This window comes from Pseudomonas sp. NFIX28 (assembly GCF_900107395.1).
GTDB lineage: Bacteria > Pseudomonadota > Gammaproteobacteria > Pseudomonadales > Pseudomonadaceae > Aquipseudomonas.
The window spans coordinates 104,074-123,312 of sequence record NZ_FNPW01000003.1 but is presented as its reverse complement, the minus strand read 5'-3'; the positions used below and the strand labels follow the sequence as shown (position 1 = coordinate 123,312).

Annotated in this window: 18 protein-coding genes and 1 tRNA gene; 7 read left to right on the top strand and 12 right to left on the bottom strand. The window is 63.5% G+C overall.

All coding sequences use genetic code 11. The annotated features are described in order from the left end of the window. The first annotated feature begins 170 nt into the window (after window positions 1-170). Window positions 171-701 carry a GNAT family N-acetyltransferase gene (locus BLV20_RS06890; RefSeq protein WP_092299794.1) on the top strand — a complete coding sequence of 177 codons (531 nt, stop codon included), beginning with the start codon at window positions 171-173 and terminating at the stop codon, window positions 699-701. A 192-nt stretch (window positions 702-893) separates the two neighbouring features. Here BLV20_RS06890 and BLV20_RS06885 read toward each other — a convergent pair whose 3' ends face one another. Beyond that, window positions 894-1,556: an NADPH-dependent F420 reductase gene (locus tag BLV20_RS06885; protein ID WP_092298850.1), complete on the bottom strand. Its 663-nt coding sequence runs from the start codon at window positions 1,554-1,556 to the stop codon at window positions 894-896. 99 nt (window positions 1,557-1,655) lie between these two features. Here BLV20_RS06885 and BLV20_RS06880 point away from each other — a divergent pair, with 99 nt between their 5' ends. Continuing rightward, window positions 1,656-2,549: a LysR family transcriptional regulator gene (locus tag BLV20_RS06880; protein WP_175540150.1), complete on the top strand. Its 894-nt coding sequence runs from the start codon at window positions 1,656-1,658 to the stop codon at window positions 2,547-2,549. A gap of 232 nt (window positions 2,550-2,781) precedes the next feature. After that, entirely contained in the window at window positions 2,782-4,560 is a 1,779-nt protein-coding gene (locus BLV20_RS06875; protein WP_092298847.1) for a putative bifunctional diguanylate cyclase/phosphodiesterase, read from the top strand. A gap of 137 nt (window positions 4,561-4,697) precedes the next feature. Here BLV20_RS06875 and BLV20_RS06870 read toward each other — a convergent pair. The 5 genes from BLV20_RS06870 to BLV20_RS06850 form a co-directional block, all read right to left on the bottom strand. Then, window positions 4,698-4,771, bottom strand: a tRNA-Gly gene (locus tag BLV20_RS06870). Window positions 4,772-4,971: 200 nt separating this feature from the next. Further along, window positions 4,972-5,856, bottom strand: coding sequence for an alpha/beta fold hydrolase (locus BLV20_RS06865; RefSeq protein WP_092298844.1), 885 nt, complete (start codon window positions 5,854-5,856; stop codon window positions 4,972-4,974). 351 nt (window positions 5,857-6,207) lie between these two features. Then, window positions 6,208-6,900: a pseudouridine synthase gene (locus BLV20_RS06860; protein ID WP_092298841.1), complete on the bottom strand. Its 693-nt coding sequence runs from the start codon at window positions 6,898-6,900 to the stop codon at window positions 6,208-6,210. Between the two features lie 33 nt (window positions 6,901-6,933). Continuing rightward, entirely contained in the window at window positions 6,934-7,167 is a 234-nt protein-coding gene (locus BLV20_RS06855) for a cysteine-rich CWC family protein (RefSeq protein ID WP_092298838.1), read from the bottom strand. Then, window positions 7,160-8,647: a sensor domain-containing diguanylate cyclase gene (locus BLV20_RS06850; RefSeq protein WP_092298835.1), complete on the bottom strand. Its 1,488-nt coding sequence runs from the start codon at window positions 8,645-8,647 to the stop codon at window positions 7,160-7,162. Before BLV20_RS06850 ends, BLV20_RS06855 begins: the two co-directional genes overlap by 8 nt. Window positions 8,648-8,917: 270 nt before the next feature. On the opposite strand from BLV20_RS06850, the gene BLV20_RS06845 reads away from it, so the two are divergent. Next, window positions 8,918-9,370, top strand: a complete 453-nt coding sequence (locus tag BLV20_RS06845) for a hypothetical protein (protein ID WP_092298831.1) — start codon at window positions 8,918-8,920, stop codon at window positions 9,368-9,370. Window positions 9,371-9,424: 54 nt separating this feature from the next. Here BLV20_RS06845 and BLV20_RS06840 read toward each other — a convergent pair whose 3' ends face one another. Beyond that, window positions 9,425-10,537, bottom strand: a complete 1,113-nt coding sequence (locus tag BLV20_RS06840) for an enoyl-CoA hydratase/isomerase family protein (protein ID WP_092298828.1) — start codon at window positions 10,535-10,537, stop codon at window positions 9,425-9,427. Window positions 10,538-10,667: 130 nt separating this feature from the next. On the opposite strand from BLV20_RS06840, the gene ung reads away from it, so the two are divergent. Continuing rightward, the gene (gene ung / locus BLV20_RS06835) at window positions 10,668-11,360 is read left to right on the top strand and encodes a uracil-DNA glycosylase (RefSeq protein ID WP_092298825.1); all 693 of its coding nucleotides are present in this window, start codon (window positions 10,668-10,670) and stop codon (window positions 11,358-11,360) included. Between the two features lie 161 nt (window positions 11,361-11,521). Here ung and BLV20_RS06830 read toward each other — a convergent pair whose 3' ends face one another. The 5 genes from BLV20_RS06830 to BLV20_RS06810 form a co-directional block, all read right to left on the bottom strand. Then, entirely contained in the window at window positions 11,522-12,553 is a 1,032-nt protein-coding gene (locus BLV20_RS06830) for an AbrB family transcriptional regulator (RefSeq protein WP_092298822.1), read from the bottom strand. Continuing rightward, on the bottom strand, window positions 12,546-14,060 hold the full coding sequence (locus BLV20_RS06825; RefSeq protein WP_092298819.1) for a tripartite tricarboxylate transporter permease: 1,515 nt from the start codon (window positions 14,058-14,060) through the stop codon (window positions 12,546-12,548). Before BLV20_RS06825 ends, BLV20_RS06830 begins: the two co-directional genes overlap by 8 nt. Before the next feature lies 1 nt (window position 14,061). Further along, window positions 14,062-14,520: a tripartite tricarboxylate transporter TctB family protein gene (locus BLV20_RS06820; RefSeq protein WP_092298816.1), complete on the bottom strand. Its 459-nt coding sequence runs from the start codon at window positions 14,518-14,520 to the stop codon at window positions 14,062-14,064. Window positions 14,521-14,576: 56 nt separating this feature from the next. Beyond that, entirely contained in the window at window positions 14,577-15,566 is a 990-nt protein-coding gene (locus tag BLV20_RS06815; RefSeq protein ID WP_092298813.1) for a Bug family tripartite tricarboxylate transporter substrate binding protein, read from the bottom strand. A gap of 80 nt (window positions 15,567-15,646) precedes the next feature. Further along, complete coding sequence (locus BLV20_RS06810; RefSeq protein WP_092298809.1) at window positions 15,647-16,939, bottom strand: OprD family porin; 1,293 nt, start codon at window positions 16,937-16,939, stop codon at window positions 15,647-15,649. Between the two features lie 234 nt (window positions 16,940-17,173). Here BLV20_RS06810 and BLV20_RS06805 point away from each other — a divergent pair, with 234 nt between their 5' ends. Further along, a complete protein-coding gene (locus BLV20_RS06805) occupies window positions 17,174-17,845 on the top strand; it encodes a response regulator (RefSeq protein ID WP_092298806.1) in 672 nt (223 codons plus the stop codon). Beyond that, window positions 17,838-19,223, top strand: coding sequence for a sensor histidine kinase (locus BLV20_RS06800; protein ID WP_092298803.1), 1,386 nt, complete (start codon window positions 17,838-17,840; stop codon window positions 19,221-19,223). The genes BLV20_RS06805 and BLV20_RS06800 overlap by 8 nt, the downstream gene beginning before the upstream one ends. The last annotated feature ends 16 nt before the right edge of the window (window positions 19,224-19,239 follow it).

Genomic DNA, 19,239 nt, shown 5'->3' with positions numbered 1-19,239 from the left:
GAGGCTTGCCCGCGATGGCGTCAAGGATCTCATCCAGGAGTTGTCGCCTGGAACAGGGTGGCTGCCTGTGATGGCCTTGTCGCGAGCAAGCTTCGTTCCCTACAGGTGTCGGTGTGTCAGGAGAAAGTTCTGCTAGGGTATCCGGCAATGCCGATATGGATATCCAGCTGATGAACCTCCACTTTGAAACTCCCAACCTGCTGCTGCGCCCGCGTACCTTCGAGCACTTCGAGGCGTGCATCGCCATGGACCTCGATCCGCAAGTCACCCGTTACCTTCCCGGCCCCTGGGACGGTGGCGAGGAGCACCGCGATTTTGTGCGTTCGCGTATGGAGCGTGATTTTGGCGAGCACTGCGGCTATTGGGCGATCTTTGCCAAGTCCGCGCCGGATGAATTTCTCGGCTGGGTGTCGTTCATTCCCTACGAGGCCGTCGGCCCGGAACTGGAAATGGGCTGGCGCCTGGTGCGGCGGGCGTGGGGCAAGGGGATCGCATCCGAGGCGGCGGGGCGCATCGTCGAGCATGCTTTTCTCGGGGCTGGAGTCGAGCGCATCGTCGCCGATGCCCATGCCTTGAACGAGGCCTCGCTGGGGGTGGCGCGCAAGCTGGGTTTTCGATTTGTGCGCGACGGCGAGTTCGAAGGCTTGCCGAGCAAGTTTTTCGAAATGACCCGCGCGGATTTCGACGCCCGCGGGCATTGATCCGCCGCCGCTGCCTGGCCGCTTGTCGTCACCTTGCTGCCACCCTGTGCCTGCGGTGCTGGCGTAAGCCAGTTGCTCGCAAGGGGCTGGGCCCCGTTGAGCGATAGCGCACCGACACCCAGGCCAGGCTATGCAAACGACCCCAACGGGTCGTTTTTTTTAGCTCGGCAGAGCGGTTGCTTTGCCCTGGCCTCAGGAGCGCCAGGAGCCTTCGGGCAGTTCGACTTGCCGCTGCGCTGCCGCCAGGGCGGCACGCAGCCCCGGTTTATCCAGCGGGATGCAGTAGGCCGGTTTGGCCCGTTCGAAGCGCCAGCTGTCCGCTAGGCCGCCGCCATCGACAGTGTCGAAACCCAGCTCGTCGAGTAACTGCACGACTTGCGCCTTGGCCTGCGGATCGTCGCCGGCAATGGGCAGGGCGCGGCGATCAGGGGCAGCGCTGGGGCGGCCGTCGGTCAGCAGGTCCTGGGCGAGGATGGCGTTGAACACCTTCACCACCCGGGCGCCTTCGAGATGCTCGGCGAGCAATTGGCTGGTGGTGGTTTCAAAGCGGTCCAGGGCCTCGATATGGCCGTCGCGATCCGGGTAATAGTTGTTGGCGTCCATTACCGTCTTGCCGGCCAGCAAGGCCGCGAGGAGGCTGCGGTAATGAGCCAGTGGAATGGCCACCAGCACGTGCTCGCCAAACCGCACGGCGTCTTCGACGCTGCCGATGCGGCTGCCGCGAATGCCACTGGCCACGCTGCTCATGGTCTGCGGTCCACGGGAATTGCTGAGCATCACCTCATGCCCCGCTGCCAAGGCCAGTTGCGCCACGGCGCGCCCGATAAAACCTGCTCCGATAATGCCAATACGCATGCCCATGCTCCGTTGAAAGGGTCGAGCGGCTATGATGATTCGCCACTCAATGGCGATAAATAAGCCTCTGGTGCTGGGTCTTTTTACTGGGAGTGTTGAATGGTGGATCGTCTGACCAGCATGGAAGCCTTTGTCGTGGCCGCCGAAAGCGGTTCCTACGCTCGCGCGGCGACTCGCCTGGGGCTCTCGCCGCAGATGGTCGCCAAGCATGTCGCGGCGCTGGAGCAGCGCTTGGGCGCGCGCCTGCTCAACCGCACCACGCGTCGGCAAAGCCTGACCGAGCTGGGCGGTGCCTACCTCGAGCGTTGCAAGCACATCCTCGACGAAGCCCGGGCCGCCGATTCCCTGGCGCAGATCATGAACGCCACGCCCCGTGGCAAGCTGCGCATCAGCGCGCCGGTGACGTTCGGTTCCTACAGCCTCATGCCATTCGTGACGGCATTTTTGCGTGAGCATCCGGAGGTGGAAATCGACCTGCACCTCACCGATCGCTACATCGACCTGGTGGAGGAGGGCTACGAGGCGGCCTTTCGTATCGGGCCGCTGGCCGATTCCAGTCTCACCGCCAGGCCGCTGGCGCCCTATCGGCTGATCGCCTGCGCGGCGCCTGCCTACCTCGCCGTCCGGGGCACGCCGCGGGTGCCGGCCGACCTGGCGCAGCATGAGTGCCTGGGGTACGCCTACTGGTCGCGGCCGGCGGACCACCAATGGCAGTTCCGCCGCGAGGGCCAGGTGCATGAGGTCCAGGTGCGCAGCCGCTTGCAGGTCAACGAGAGCAAGGCCCTGCTGTCGGCGGCCGTGGACGGCTTCGGCATCGTCCTGGGGCCGGCGGATTTTCTCGAGCCGGCGCGGGCGGCGGGGGAGTTGGTGCAGCTGTTGCCCGAATACCAGGCACCGAGCCGTGCCATGCACCTGCTGTACCGGCCGGACCGGCGGATGACTGCCAAGCTGCGGCACTTCATCGATGCGGCGATTGCTCGTTTCGGCGCCTGAATCAGCGCCCGAAACCGGCAAAGCGCTCTAGACCAAAGGTCTTGAAGGGCGCACTTTTTTGTAACCGATACCGTTCGTCCGACGGATGGGTTTGGCAAGCGCCTGCCGGTCAGTCATCCTGCTGGGCTAGATGTCTTAGTGCCACTATCGCATTCATGCTCGTCGAGTCTTTCCAGCCCTGCGAACAGGTTGTTTATTGTGATGATCGCGTTATCCCGGCCCGAGGTTGTGTATGCCCGATAAGGCGATTGCCGAGGAGCGGCGCCTGGCCGCCCTGCATGCCCTGGAGTTGCTGGACACCGCCAGTTGCGAGAATTTCGACCGGATCTGCCGCATGGCGGCCGAGTATTTCAAGGTGCCTACCGCCTTGATCAGCCTGGTGGACCGCGATCGCCAATGGTTCAAGGCGCGGGTCGGTTTCGATGAGCCGCAGATACCGATCAGCCAGTCGTTCTGCGCTTTTACCGTGCAAGGCCGCGAGGTGCTGGAGGTGCACAACGCGGCGCTGGACCCGCGCTTCCAGGATAATCCGTTGGTGAGCCGCGACCAGGGCATTCGTTTTTATGCCGGGGCGCCGTTGTTGACCGCCTCCGGTTACGCCATTGGCAGCCTGTGCATCATCGACAAGGTCGAGCAGCAGTTGAGCATCGTCGAGCGGCAGCACCTGCGGGACATGGCGGCGATGGTCATGGAGCAGATCGAGCAGCGCCAGCGCCTGCGTCGTCGCGATCCGGTCAGCGGCCTGGCCAATCGCGAGCAGTTCCAGAGCGACCTGCGTGACCTGGCCGAGCACCATCTTGGCGAAAGGCGCGTGCTGGTCCTGATCGATGCCCTGGACATGAAAGTGGCGCACGAGCTGACCCTGGCCCTGGGGCTGGCGCCCTTCGAGACGATCATTCGTTTTCTTGCCCTGCGCCTGCAGGAGTACCTGGGGCGGCATGTGCGGGTCTACCACGTCTCGGTCAAGCGCTTCGGTTTCCTGCTGCCGGCGCCGGCCCAGGGCCTCGATAAATTGCTCGATGCCTTGGTCAGTCGCCTGCGCCGCCAGCCGCCCGGGCTGGGGTTTCCCATGACCCCCACGGTCTGCGCCGGAACCGTGGAATTCGAGATCGATTGCCAGTCGGTGGACGATGCCTTGCGCAAGGCCATGTTCGCCCTGGAACTGGCTATGGCCCGGCGCAGTTTCTGGGCGCATTACGATGCCGGGCGCGATCACGCCCAGCGCCGCGCATTCAACCTGGCCTCGGACCTCAACGATGCCTTGCACAGCGGCCAGATCTACCTGATGTTCCAGCCACGCTTTGCCTTTCTCGATGGGGCGCAGGTCAGCGCCGAAGCCTTGCTGCGCTGGGAACATCCCTGGCTGGGGCCGATCTCGCCGGTCGAGTTCATCCCGGTGATGGAGCGCAACGGGCTGATTCATCAGGTGACCCGCTGGGTTATCGATACGGTGCTGAGCAAGATGCGCACCTGGCGCCTGCCTGAGGACTGCAAGCTGTCGATCAATCTGTCGCCCAAGGATTTCGAGGACCAGGACATCGCCGAGCTGATCCGCTGCGCTTGCCTGCGGCACGGCATTGACCCGTGGCGGCTCGAGGTGGAAATCACCGAGGGTGAGTGGTTGCGCTCCAATCCGAATGTGCTGGCGCAGCTGACGCGCATCCGCGAGCTGGGCATGGACGTGGCCATCGATGACTTTGGCACCGGCTACAGCAATTTCGCCTACCTGCATCAGATCCCGGCCAACGTGGTGAAACTCGACAAGTCGATGATCACCGACCTGGAGCACAACACCCAGCACCAGAAGATCACCCGCTCGATCATCGGCCTAGCCCGCGAACTGGGCTATCGCACCGTGGCCGAGGGCATCGAGAGTTTCAAATGCCTGCAGATGCTATGTGCATTCGGCTGCGATGAAGCCCAAGGATATTTCCTCGCCAGGCCAATGCCGCAGGAGCGGTTCGTGGCCTGGAGCGGCGCGCAGCGCTTTCCGTTGCAACCTGGCGTCTAGTTAGTGCAGAAGAGTGCCGGCTGTGTTGCAGGATCCTCCCGAGCTGAAAAGCGCCCATAAAAAAACCGGCCTCAAGGACCGGTTTTCTGGTTTCTGCATCCCTCGTCGGCTGGGCCTGACGCTGGACATGAATGAAGTGGAGCGGGTGAAGGGAATCGAACCCTCGTTATCAGCTTGGGAAGCTGGAGTAATGCCATTATACGACACCCGCTCGGAGCGGCTGACTTTGTACCAGAACTGTGCACGGATTTGAAGTTTTTCTTTGCCGGGCCTGTGTTTGCGAGGCGACAGGAGAGGCGGACAGGCAGTTGTCCCGCCATCACCTGCTGATGGAGCGAAGGCCGTCTTGCGGTCTGTCGCGAGCGCGCTCGTTCCTGCGTAAGAGGGCGAGTTGCTCGCGATGACGCCACTTCAGATAGCCAGTGCATGATTGCCCTGCAGATAGTGATAACGCGGTCGGCTGGTGTGCTGGGTCGGCTTGAGGAACCCCATCAACGCATTGCGGCTGTCCCGGCAGGCCGCCTTGTGTTCCATGTCGAGGAAGTGCCCGGCGGCCTGGATGGTGCTGAACGTGCAGTGCCGGACATGGTTGCCGAACAGCTTGGCATCGTTGGCTGCGGTGTATTCGTCCCATTCGCCGTTCATGAACAGCACCGGTACGTCGATGTTCTTCGCCGCTTTCAGGTAGCACTGGCGGTCGCTGTTGAGGACATGGCTGATGTGAAAGTGCATCTGCCCGTATTCATGCTCGGCCAGGGTGCTGACGTGGCGATAGTTGAAACGCTTGAACAGCGACGGCAGGTGCTTGCCGATGGTCTCGTTGACCAGGTGCCCGACTCGGTCGCCGTCCAGGCTGCCGAGGTAATCGACACCGCGTTCGAGGTAGTCGCGCATCGGCTCGTTGATCACTGGCGAGAACGAGCTGATCACCGCCTTTTCGATACGTCGTGGGCGTTGTGCCAAGGCGATCAGCGTCGGCGCGCCGCCCCAGGAAAACGACATCACATGCTCGGCGGCGAAATGATCGATGAGCTCCAGCAGGATCTGCCCTTCGATCTCCTTGGTGAGCATTTTTTCGTGTCGGTTGTGGGCTTTCGAACGGCCGGCGTAGGGCTGGTCGTAGAGCACCACGTTGAACTGCGGATGCAGATTCTTCACGGTCTGCGCAAAAGACGCAGTAGTGGCCAATGAGCCGTTGACCAAAATAATGGTCTTCTCTGCGGCATCTGCGCGATAGAACTCCGTGTAAACCCGATACTGACCTTGTATATCCAGCACAGCGATTTCTGGCCTCATGTCATAAGACTCCTGGCAAGCGGGTATGCGCGCAACCGAGGGTGCACGAGATTTGTGACAGGTAGGCATACGCCTGGAATTTTTTAGCCCATGTCGATCCGTAACAGATGGTCGACGGCTTGTTGTTATAGGCGGGCAATTGCCGGAATGCGGGGTGAGCACAGGAGGCTCGGACGGCAAGGGATTTCTTAGAAGTATCTTGGTGACTCATCGGTCACATTTCGGCCGACGGACTGATTCAAGCAGGGAGAACGCCGTCTCGCAAGTGCCGTTGGTAAATTGTTCGACAACTTCGGCTGAATGGTCATGGCATCGTCGATGGCTTACAGCGGCTACGGAAATTGTAGGCGCTCAGATCAGGCGGATTTCGTCATCGGTCAGCGGCCGGTACTCGCCAGGCGCCAGGTTTTCGTCGAGGAGCAACGCTCCCATGCACTCGCGGTGCAGGCGCAGGACCTTGTTGTCGAAATGGCCGAACATGCGTTTGACCTGGTGGTAGCGGCCTTCGACGATGCTCAGCCGCGCGCACCGGGGGCCGAGGATCTGCAATTCGGCGGGCAGGGTGGTGAGGTCTTCGAAGGCGAAATACAGGCCCCGGGCGAACATCTCGGCGTATTCCGCGCCTATGTCTTGTTCGGTCTCGACGTAATAACGCTTCGGCAATTTGGTCTGCGGCTGGGTCAGGCGCCGCGACCAGCTGCCGTCGTTGGTGAGGATCAGCAAGCCCGTGGTGTTGTAGTCCAGGCGCCCGGCGATGTGCAGCTCGTGCTTGTCCGGCTCGTCCAGCAGGTCGAGCACGGTGCGGTGTTCGGGGTCGCGGGTGGCGCTGACGCAGCCCATGGGCTTGTGCAGCATGAAATAGCGCGGCGGCTTGCCCGCCTGCAGCACTTCGTCATCCAGCTCGACCCGGCTGAACTCGCGCACCTCGGCATGGGGATCGCTGACCACCTGGCCGTCGATGCGGATGCGCTTTGCCACCAGCAACAGGCGCACCTGCTGGCGGTTGAAGCGGGGCAGGTTACTGAGGAAACGATCAACGCGCATGGCTATCGGCAGGCTGGCAAAAGGCTGCGCATCTTACGGGATCGGCCGGGCAGCCGCTTGCAGCTGCGCCTCGACCTGGGCGCAGCGCGGGCACAGGCAGGCGCGATCGCGCAGCTCCGGCGGCAAGGCTTGGAGCACTGCCGGGTCGATGCTCACGCCGTAGCACCAGCAGGCCTGGGCGGCGGTCCGTGGATCGGCCAGGCTGCAATCGTTGCGGGCGCCGCAGGCCGGGCAGAGGCTGGGGCTGTTCGGGGTCGGTTCATTCATAACTGGAGTGAGGCATTTCCACGCAGGTTCGGTTACGGCCGGTCTGCTTGGCACGGTACATCGCATGATCGGCGCGCGACAGCAGGCTGTGCAGAGTATCGTCCGCCTGCAATGTGGTCACGCCGATGCTGACGGTCAGTTGCAGGCTCTTGCCTTCATAGGCGTAGCGCTGTTGCTCGATCAGCAGGCGGATCTTCTCTGCAATCTTCAGCGCCGTGGCGCTGTCGGTGTCCTTGAGCAGCACGATGAATTCCTCGCCGCCCCAGCGGCAAACGATATCGGACTGGCGCAGGCAGCTCTCCAGATGCCGTGCGAAGCCGCTCAGCACCTGGTCGCCGGCGAGATGGCCGTAGGTGTCGTTAAGGCGTTTGAAATGGTCCAGGTCCAGCAGCAGGGCGGTCAGCGGCTTGGGTTCGCGCTGGGCCTCGTGCATGGCCTGGGCGGCCAGCAGGTCGAAGCCACGACGGTTGGGCAGGCCGGTGAGGCTGTCGAGGGTGGCCTGGGTCTCGATCTTGCGCTGGAAGCGCCTGACGACACCGTTGAGCAGGGCCAGCACGATCAGGGTCACGACCAGGCAGATCAGCAGGTTGAGATACAGCGAGCGGCGAATATCGCCCAGGGCGCTGTCCTCGCGTTTGTCGACGAACAGGTACCAGTTCAGCTCGGGAATGAAACGCACGTTGAGAAAGTGCTGCTGGCCCTGGGCGCTGTATTCGTAGCTGCCGCCGTGGGGCTTGGGCAGCCTGGCCTGCAGGTCGCGCAGGTTTTCCAGTTCGACCAGCGACTGGCCGGCCCGCGCGCCCTGGGGGCCGCCTTCGGTCCCGGTAAGGACGATGCGGCCCTGGGTATCGACGAAATACACATTGCGCTGATAACGCTGCTGGTAGCGGTCGATCAGCTTGATCACCGCGTCTACCGTCAGGCCGACACCGGCGGTGCCGATGAAATTGTCCTGATAGTCGTAGACCTTGTAGTTGATGAAAAACGTCAGGTTGTTCTGGTTGGCCTGGTCCGGATCGACGTTGATCTCATACGGCGCGGCCATGTCGCGCACGCGGAAATACCAGGCGTCGAGCGGGTTGTCGGGGGCGATTTTTTTCAGCACGCCCTTGGCGTGGTAGTAGGTCAGGGTGTTGTTGGAGACGAAGAAGGCGGTGTAGGCGCCGTAATGGGTCATCACTTCGTTGAGGTAGCGGGTTATCTGCTCGGGGTCGCGTTCGCCGTCCAGTACCCAGTCGCGCATGAAGGTATCGCGGGACATCATCGAAGAAATCAGGATCGGTCGAACCAGGTCTTTCTGGATCTCCGAGTACACGGTGTCGGAGGTCAGCGGCAGCTCGGTGTTGACGATGTTGTCGCGGATCGAACTTCGCGAGGCGTAATAGCTGAGCAAGGAGGTGGCGAGAAAGCCGCAGCCCAGCAATGCGATGAGCGTCATGACCAGCGAGCGTTGCGAATACAGGGGAGAACGACGCGGCATGGAGGGCTCCGTGGCAGTGACCCGATGCGAGCATTCTAGTGGCAGTGCCGGCCAATAGCTGCGTCATTTGCCAGCTGGCCAGCCACGCTGCAGCCAGCGAAAACCGGCGCTTATCGGATCCAAAATACTTGCCTGGCGACTTGTATCAAGGTGTAACGGAAATCGCACCAGGCCCGGTTTCCGCGGTCAGATATTCCGGCAGCCAGAACAACCTTGGCTGCCGCCGGCCAGCGTCGCTGGCATGGCCTATCAGCGGTCCAGGAGGCCGCCATGTATCGTCGAATTCTTCTCATTGCATTCCTGGGTTTGACTCTTTCTGCCTGCGTCCCCTATTACGACGGCTACTACCGCTCCGAGGTCTATACGGCACCGGCGCCGGTCTACTACAGCGGCTCCTATTATTCCTCCGGCCGTGGCTATTACGCGCCGCGTTATTACCAGCCTGCGCCGCGGTATTACCATTCAGCTCCGCGGTATTACCAACCAACTCCGCGGTATTACCAGCCGCGGCATTACCAACCGGCGCCGCGTTACTACCAGTCGGCACCGCGGGCCGTTTACCGCGCCTATCCGAACCGTGGCTGGGATGGCCAGCGCCATGGTTGGAGCAATGACTATCGGCGCCACGAAGGTCGCCGCGATCATGATGGCCGGCGCGGCGATCGAGATTGGAGCGATCGCGGTCGCGACGATCACCGTCGTGACCGTCATCACAACCGCTGATCTGCTCGCAACCAATAAGCGGCGCCTGGAGCGCCGCTTTTTCATTGCCGATTCTCACAGGTCCGACAAGTCCGCCAAGGGGTGACGACCCTCCCAGACTTTGTGGAAATGCGCCTGCACCACGGCCTCGGGAATGCTCGTGATGTCCGGCCAGTGCCAATGGGGCTTGTGGTCCTTGTCGATCAGCCGCGCCCGTACCCCTTCGCTGAATTCAGGGTGTCGGCAGCAGTTCAGGCTCAGGGTGTATTCCATCTGGAACACCTGGGCCAGGGACAGATGCCGGGCGCGCTGGATCTGTTCCCAGACCAGGCAGGCGGTCAGCGGGCAGCCGTCGCGGAGGGTTTTCGCCGCCCGTGCCAGCAGGGCATCCGGGTGATTGTGTAACTGGCCAATAGTGCGCCAGGCGCAGCGTATGTCGCTGACGTCCAGCCATTCGTCGATCTGCTGGCGCCGCGGTAACCACTGGGCCTCGGGCATTTGCTCCACGGCTTCCTGCTGCAGGGCCTTGAGCAGGCTGTTGAGTTGCATCGGCGTCTGTTCCTGCCAGTTGAGCTGCAACAGCCCGTCGATCAGCGCTGGCTGCTGGTCGTCCCGCAGGAAACGGTCGGCCAGGTCCAGGTCGAGGGCATCGCGGGCGTTCATGTGCGCGCCGGTCAGGCCGAGGAACAGGCCGAGCTTGCCCGGCAGGCGCGAGAGGAACCAGCTGGCGCCGACGTCCGGGTACAGGCCGATGCTGATTTCCGGCATTGCCAGGCGGCTGCCCGGCGTGACGATGCGGATGCTGGCGCCCTGCAGCAGGCCCATGCCGCCACCGAGCACATAGCCGTGGCCCCAGCAGATCAGTGGTTTGGGGTAAGTGTGCAACTGGTAGTCGAGACGGTATTCCGCGGCGAAGAACTGCGCGGCCAAGGGTGGGACTTCGCCGGGGTGCGCCCGGCATTCCTGGACCAGGCTGCGTACTTCGCCGCCGGCGCAAAAGGCCTTGGCGCCGTTGCCGCGCAGTAGCACGCAGACCACCTGCGGGTCCTTGGCCCAGGCGTGCATCTGGTCGCTCAGCAGGCGGATCATCGGCAGGGTCAAGGCGTTGAGGGACTGTTCGGCATCCAGGGTGGCGATACCGAGGCGCGCGCCATCGGTGCCGGTAAGTTCTTCGAAGTGCAGATTCATCGTGACCTCGATCGGGAATTTGAGCGTTCAGTATGATCGCTATAGGCCAAAGTGCCGGTTTGTGTCAGATCAATTGACAAGCGTGATGGGCTTTCCTAGGGTGCGCCCATTGATTTTGCCGGGTGCAACCATGACCGATGACGACCGTATCAAACTCGAACCGAGCTGGAAGCAGGCGCTGCGTGCCGAGTTCGAACAGCCCTACATGGCGGAGCTGCGCGAGTTCCTGCGGCAGGAACATGCCGCGGGCAAGGAGATCTACCCGCCGGGGCCGCTGATCTTCAATGCGCTGAATTCGACACCGCTGGACAAGGTCAAGGTGGTGATCCTCGGCCAAGACCCTTACCACGGGCCGGGCCAGGCCCACGGCCTGTGCTTCTCGGTGCAACCGGGCGTACCGGCGCCGCCGTCCCTGGTGAACATCTACAAAGAGCTCAAGCGCGACCTGAACATCGACATGCCCAGCCACGGTTACCTGCAGAGCTGGGCCGACCAGGGCGTGCTGATGCTCAACACCACCATGACCGTGCAGCGCGCCAATGCCGCTTCGCACGCGGGCAAGGGCTGGCAGTATTTCACCGACCGGATCATCGAGGTGGTGAGCCAGCACCAGCCACACCTGGTGTTCCTGCTGTGGGGCGCCCACGCCCAGAGCAAGCAGAAACTGATCGATGCCACCAAGCACCTGGTGCTGACTTCGGTGCACCCATCGCCTCTGTCGGCGTATCGCGGTTTTATCGGTTGTGGCCATTTCAGCCGGACCAACAAATACCTCGAGCAGAATGGCGAGACGCCGATCGAATGGCGGTTGCCGCCGGTTTGACGAGCGTCATCGCGGGCAAGCCTCGCTCCTACACAAGCAACGCAAAACCCTGTAGCCGCTGCCGCAGGCTGCGATAGGTCCGAAGGACCTCGGCAACTCTGAACATCGCGCCCCCTTCGGGGACGATCGCAGCCTGCGGCAGCGGCTACAGGGGACCGGCTTTAGTCCGGTTTCTTGTCCCAATGCCGGAACAGCGGCTCGGCCAGAAACAGCACGAACAACAAGCGCATCACCTGCATCGCCGTCACCAGCGGTACCGACAGTTGCAGGGTCTCGGCCGTCAGGCTCATTTCCGCGATACCGCCGGGCATCATGCCCAACGTCAGCGAGCGCAGGTCCAGATGGGTCAGGGCGCTCAAGGCCACGGCCGCGAGGCTGGCGATCAGCATGGTCAGCGCCGTGCCGACCAGGGTGCGGCCCATGAACGAGGGCGCGCGGCGGAAGAACTGGCGATTGAAGTGACAACCCAGGCCGCTGCCGATCAGCCACTGGCCGATCTGGCTGCCGCCGTCCGGCAGGCCGATATGCAGGTCCCAGCCGATACTGACCGCGGCGCTGAGCAGCAGCGGCCCGAACAGCCAGGGGTTGGGCTGGCGCAGACGCTGCCAGAGCCAGGCGAGCAGGGCGCCCGCCGGGAACAATACGGCCAGCCAGCGCCAATCGACGCTGGCCGGATGCAATTGCGGCACGCCTTCGCCCAGCAAATACTTGAAGGCCGCCGGTACACACAAGACCACCACCAGCACCCGCAGGCTTTGCCCGGCCGCGACGCGGCTGAGCACCGCACCGTTGCGCGCGCCGAGGTTGACCATCTCGCCGGAGCCGCCCGGCATGCTGGAGAAGAACGCGGTGGCCCGGTCTTCACCGGTGCGCCGCAGCAACCAGACCCCGACCACGCTGGACAGGCTGGTGACCAGGGCACCGAAGAAGATCAGGCCGAAATGGCTCATGACCTGTTCCATCACCGCCGGGGTGAAGTGCAGGCCAATGCCGATGCCCACCACCCATTGCCCGCATTTGCGACCGCCGGGGATTTCCCCCAGCTGCCAGGGCGTCAGGCAGCGCACCAGGATGATCGCCAGCAACGAGCCGACCATCCACGGCAGCGGCCAGCCGATCTGGCTGGCCAGGTAACCGCCGGCCAGACCGACCAGCGGCGTCCCCCACCATTGTTTGAAGCGGGTCTCAGACATCGGCCACGGCGCGTTGCAGTGCCGAACGCTTGCGCCAGATGCGGATCATCGGCATCAGCAGCATGATCACGGTCAGTACCCAGACGCCGACGGTGATCGGGCTGGACCAGAGGATTTCCATCGCGCCGTTGGAGATCGACAGCGCACGACGCAGGTTCTGCTCCATCAGCCCGCCGAGGATAAAGCCCAGCAGCACCGGCGACAGCGGGAAATCCAGCTTGCGCAGGATGTAGCCGAAGATGCCGATGCCGACCATCAGGAACAGGTCGAAGGTGGTGGCATGCACCGCGTAGACGCCGATCCCGGTGATGATCGCGATGACCGGCACCAGGGCCCAGTTCGGCACGGCGAGGATGCGGGTGAAGACGCGGATCATCGGGATGTTGAGCACCACCAGCATGATGTTGGCGATGAACAACGAGGCGATCAGGCCCCAGACGATGTCCGGTTGCTGTTGGAACAGCAGCGGGCCCGGGGTGATGTTGTACAGCGACAGGGCGCCGATCATCACCGCGGTGGTGCCCGAGCCCGGGACGCCGAGGGTCAGCATTGGAACCAGGGCACCGCAGGCCGAAGCGCCGATCGCGGTTTCCGGTGCCGCCAGGCCGCGCTTGTCGCCCTGGCCGAATGTGCCGCTGGCACCGGCGATGCGCTTCTCGGTCATGTAGGCCACGGCGCTGGCCAGGGTCGCACCGGCACCGGGCAGCACGCCCATGATGAAGCCCAGCAGGCCGCAACGGATGTTCACCACGAACACCGACGCCGCTTCCTTGAAGTTGAACATCATCCGCCCGGTGGCTTTCACCGCTTCCTGGCCGCGATGGGTTTTTTCCAGCAGCAACAGGATCTCGCTGATGGAGAACAGGCCCAGCACCAGCACCACGAACTGGATGCCGTCGGTGAGATGGATGTTGTCGCCGGTGAAGCGGTACACACCGCTGTTGGCATCGATGCCGACCGACGACAGGAACAGCCCGATCAGCGCGGCGATAAAGGTCTTGATCGGACGATCTCCGGCCATGCCGCCGAGGCAGACAATGGCGAACACCATCAGCACGAAGTATTCCGCCGGGCCGAAGGCAATCGCCCATTTCGCCAGCAGCGGGGCGAACATCACCATGCCGCAGGTGGCGATCAAGGCGCCGATGAACGAGCTCCAGGCCGACAGCGACAGGGCCACGCCGGCCAGGCCTTTGCGGGCCATCGGGTAGCCGTCGAGGGTGGTCATCACGGTGGAGGCTTCGCCCGGGATGTTCAGCAGGATCGAACTGATCCGGCCGCCGTATTCGCAACCCAGGTACACCGCCGCCAGCAGGATCAGTGCCGACTCCGGTGGCAGGCCGAGGGCGAAGGCGATCGGGATCAGCAGTGCCACGCCGTTGATCGGGCCCAGGCCCGGGAGCAGGCCGACCACGGTGCCGATCAGGGTGCCGGTCAGGGCGGTGACCAGGTTATAGGGGGTCAGCGCGACGCCGAAACCCTGGCCCAAATAGCCAAGCGTATCCATATCAGTTCTCCAGAACGTCGAGCAGGCCCAGGGGCAGTGGCACGTCCATCACCCGGTCGAAGAGCACGTACAGACCGATGGCCATCAGCGTGATGATCACGCTGCTGGCTACCCAGCGGCCGCCGTACAGGCGAGCCATCGGAATGCCGATCAGCATGCTGCTGAGAATGAAACCCAGGGGTTCGAACAGGCCGGCGAAAATCAGTAGTAGGCTGACGCAGATGCTGATTTTGGTCAGGGTTTCACGGTCCAGCGGCGGCTCGTCTTCGCTGTGCTTGATCGGCGCCGGGCGGAACACCATGTACAGCAGCGCCAGGCCCATCAGGCCGAGCATCAGCAGGGGAAAGGCGCGCGGGCCGACCGGCTCGTAGGAAAAAGCGGCCTGGTAGGGCCAGGCCATCAGTGCCAGGCCCAGGCAGACCAGGAGCAGCACCGAGGCGAAAATGCGTTGTAAGAGCATGGGGAACTCCTGGGCCCCGCCCCCGCGAAAGGGGCAGGGCCGCTAGACAGGGGCGATCACTGGATCAGGCCGAACTCTTTGGCCAGGGTCTTGTAGTCGGCCACCTGCTTCTTCACGTAGGTGTCCAGCTCCGGCCCGGTCATGGCGAACGGGAAGAGCTCGCGCTGGTCGCGCAGCTTGGCGAACTCTTCGGAAGCCAGCAGCTTGTCGAAGGCGTCCTTCCACCAGGCGTAGTCTTCGTCGCTGACCTTTGGCCCGAGGTAGAAGCCGCGCACCACTGGCCAGACGATGTCGTAGCCTTGCTCCTTGGCGGTCGGGATGTCCTTCATTTCCGGCTCGTCCAGGCGCTTGTCGGAGAACACCGCGAGCAGGCGCATGTCACCGCTCTGGATGTGCGGCATGGAGTCGGAGATGTCGGTACTGCCGACCTGGATATGCCCGCCCAGCAGCGCGGTGGCGATTTCGCCACCGCCTTCCAGGGCCACGTAGCGCAGGTCGCGCGGGTTGATCCCGGCGGCCTTGGCGATCAGCGCGGTCTGCATCCAGTCCTGGCTGCCGACGGTGCCGCCGGAGCCGATCACCACCGAGCTTGGGTCTTTTTTCAGGGCCTTGACCAGATCGTCGAGGGTCTTGTACGGCGAGTCGCTCTTGACTGCGATGGCGCCATAGCTGGTGCCGACCGCGGCCAGCCAGCGCACCGCGCTTTCATCGAAACGACCGAACTTGCCCTGGGCCAGGTTCAGCAGCGAACCGCTGGACCAGGCCACCAGCGTGCCGGCGTCGGCAGGGCGCTGGGCCACCACCGCGTTGTAGGCCACCGCGCCGACACCGCCAGGCATGTAGGTCACGCGCATTGGTTTGGTCAGCAGCTTTTCGTTGACCAGCGCGCTCTGCGCCAGTTTGCAGGTCAGGTCGAAACCGCCGCCGGGGGAGGCCGGCGCGATGCATTCCGGGCGCTTGGGTTCGGCGCCGGCGGCGGCGAGCAGTTGGCCGGCGAACAGCATACAGCCGGCGGCGAGGGCCAATTTACGCAGTGATGGGTTCATGCTTGTCTCCACAGGAGTTGTTGTTGTGTATTGCATGCCAGGTTCTTTGGCAGGCGCGGCGCCTGCCAGAGGTTGATTCATTACCAGAGCGCCAGGCTGTAGCTCACCAGCAGGCGTACTTCATCCGCATCGCGGGCCGAGTAGTTGGAACGGTAGGTGGCGTTGCGCAGGCGCACCGCGACATCCTTGAAGGTGCCGCTTTGCACCACGTACTTGATCTCGGTGTTGCGTTCCCATTCCTTGCCGGTGTCGCCGTTTTTCAGGGCGATATTGTCACCGCTCAGGTAGCGGGTCATGAAGCTCAGGCCGGGAATGCCGAGCTTGCCGAAGTCGTAATCGTAGCGGGCTTGCCAGGAGCGCTCTTGGGCACCGGCGAAGTCGTTGATCTGCACGAAGTTGACCAGGTACGGGTCGGAGCCATCGACGTAGGGGAAAGCGCTGTCGCCAGACATGTGCTGGTAGCCGGCACTGAATTTATGCCCGCTGAGGGCATAGCTCACCAGGCCGTTGAGGGAGCGGTTGTCGATCTTGCCGCCGCGGGCCTGGCCCTGGTCGTCGCTGACGGCGAAGCGCAGGTCCGTGGCGAAAGTGCCCGGGCCCATCGGCCGCGAGGCGAGCAAGCCGAAGAAATGCTGGTTGTAGACTTCGGCGAGTTGGGCGAAGTGGTAGCTGCCGGTGATCTTGTCGGTGAACTTGTAGTCCAGGCCGCCGAAGTCGAAGTGCTTGCCGGCAACGGTGCCGGCGAAGCGGCTGTTCTTGTTGTTGAGCGCGATGTCCTCGAAGTCGGTGCTGTCGCGATCCTTGGCTTTCTCCAGGCGGCCCCCGGTGAATGTCAGGTTCTTGATTTCCTTGGAGGTCAGCAGGCCGCCTTCGAACGTCTGCGGCAGGATGCGCCCGTCGTTGGCCTTGATGGTCGGCAGTTCCGGGATCAGGCTGCCGATCTTCAGTTCGGTGGCGGAGATCTTCATCTTGCCGGTCAGGCCGAGCTTGGAGTACTCGTCGGCGGCGTGCCCGTTATCGTCGGCCGGCAGCAGGCCGGTGCCGGAGCGGTCGGGGCTGGAGTCGAGCTTGATGCCGAGCATGCCCAGCGCGTCGACGCCAAAGCCCACGGTGCCTTCGGTGTAGCCCGATTGCAGGTTGAGCATGAAACCCTGGGCCCATTCGTCGCGTTTGGATTGCTGGGCACTGGTGCCGCTGCGGAAGTCGCGGTTGAAGTACATGTTGCGGGTTTCGAGGGTGGCGCTGCTGTCTTCGAAGAAGGCGGCCTGGCTGATCGGTGAGAAACCGGCAAGGGCGGCGGCGCTGGCGAGGGCGGTGTGGCTGAGACGGGAAAAACGAACAGGCTGGCAGGCCTGAGGCTGCATGGACAGCATCGTGTTGTACTCCGTTATTGTTCTTATTGGCGAAAACGCTTCGAGGCGTTTTTCGGGCGCTACCGGGGGTAGCCACGGAAGTCGAAACAATCCGTAACAGGACTTTAAAGGGCCAACCTTTCGCTAACCTTTCAGTAGACTTTCCCGGTTTTCGGGCTTCACAGCAGCGGTCCCGGCTGTAAACTCCGCGGCAATAAAAAGTGCCGTCGATCCCCTGAACGAGGTAGGAAATCCATGCGCGTGCTTCTCGTCGAAGACCATCTGCAGCTGGCTGAAAGTGTCGCCCAGGCGCTCAAGAGCACGGGTTTGACCGTGGACGTGCTGCACGATGGAGTCGCTGCGGACCTGGCCCTGGGCAGTGAGGATTACGCCGTGGCGATCCTTGATGTGGGCCTGCCGCGCATGGATGGTTTCGAGGTGCTGGCGCGCCTGCGCGCACGCGGCAAGAACCTCCCGGTGCTGATGCTGACCGCGCGCAGCGATGTGAAGGACCGGGTCCATGGCCTCAACCTGGGCGCGGATGACTACCTGGCCAAACCCTTCGAGCTGACCGAGCTGGAAGCACGGGTCAAGGCCCTGCTGCGGCGCAGCGTGCTCGGCGGCGAACGGGTGCAGCGCTGCGGCGTGCTGGCCTACGACCTCGATACTCGGCGCTTTACCCTCGGCGAAGAGTTGCTGACCTTGACCTCCCGCGAGCAGGCCGTGCTCGAGGCGCTGATCGCCCGGCCGGGGCGGGTCATGAGCAAGGAACAACTGGCTTCCCAGGTTTTCGGCCTGGATGAAGAGGCCAGCCCGGACGCCATCGAAATCTATGTCCATCGCTTGCGCAAGAAACTCGACGGCCAGCCGGTGGCCATTGTCACCTTCCGCGGCCTGGGTTACCTGCTGGAAAGCCGTGATGCATAGGCCCAGCAGCCTGCGCTGGCGCCTGCTATGGAACCTGGCGCTGCTGCTGGTGGTGTTGATGCTGGCCAGCGGCCTGAGTGCCTACTGGAACGGCCGGGAGGCGGCGGACACGGCCTACGACCGTACCTTGCTGGCTTCGGCCCGGACCATCGCCGCCGGCCTGTCCCAGCGCGACGGCGGCCTGAGCGCGGATGTGCCTTATGTCGCCCTCGATACCTTTGCCTACGACAGCGCCGGGCGGATCTATTACCAGGTCAACGACATTCACCAGAAGCTGATTTCCGGTTACGAAAACCTTCCCGGCCCGCCGCCGGGCACGCCGCGCACCGACGATTACCCGGCCCTGGCGCGGTTTTACGATGCCACTTATCAAGGGCAGAACGTCCGGGTGGTGAGCCTGCTCAAGGCGGTCAGCGAGCCGAACATGAATGGCATGGCAGAAATTCGCGTGGCGGAGACCGACGAGGCGCGGGTCCGCATGGCCCGCAGCCTGATGGCCGACACCTTGCTGCGCCTGGGCATGCTGGCCATCGGTGCGTTGCTGCTGGTGTGGTTCGCGGTCAGCGCCGCGTTGCGCCCGCTGGAGCGTTTACGCAGCGCGGTGGAAGAACGTCAGTCCGACGACTTGCGGCCATTGCCACTGGTCGAAGTGCAGCGCGAATTGTGGCCGCTGGTGCGGGCGCTCAACCACTTCACCGAACGGCTGCGGGGGCAGTTCGAGCGCCAGGCACAGTTCATTGCCGACGCCGCCCATGAATTGCGGACTCCGCTGGCGGCGCTCAAGGCCCGCCTGGAGCTGGGGTTGCGGGCCTCGGAGCCCGAGACCTGGCGCTCGACCCTGGAAAGCGCCGCCCAGGGTACCGATCGCCTGACCCATCTGGCCAATCAGCTGCTGTCGTTGGCGCGCATCGAAAACGGCGCCCGGGCGATCGCCGAGGGTGGTGCGCAATTGCTCGATCTCAGCCAGCTGGCCCGCGAATTGGGCATGGCCATGGCGCCCCTGGCCCACGCCCGGGGCATCGCCCTGGCCCTGGAGGCCGATGAGCCGGTCTGGCTGCGCGGCGAGCCGACCCTGTTGAACGAGCTGCTGAGCAACCTGGTGGACAATGCCCTGGCCCATACCAAGCCAGGTGGAAATGTCATTTTGCGGGTCAGCGCACCGGCGGTGCTGGAAGTGGAGGATGACGGCCCGGGAATTCCCCTGGAAGACCGCGACCGGGTGTTCGAGCGTTTCTACCGGCGCAATCCCCATGTCGCCGGGTCCGGCCTGGGCTTGGCCATCGTCGGCGAGATCTGCCGTGCCCATCTGGCGCAGATCAGCCTGCACGACGGCGCCCAGGCCGGGCTGAAGGTTCGGGTGAGTTTTAACGCGGGCTAGGGCCTGGGCAAGAACC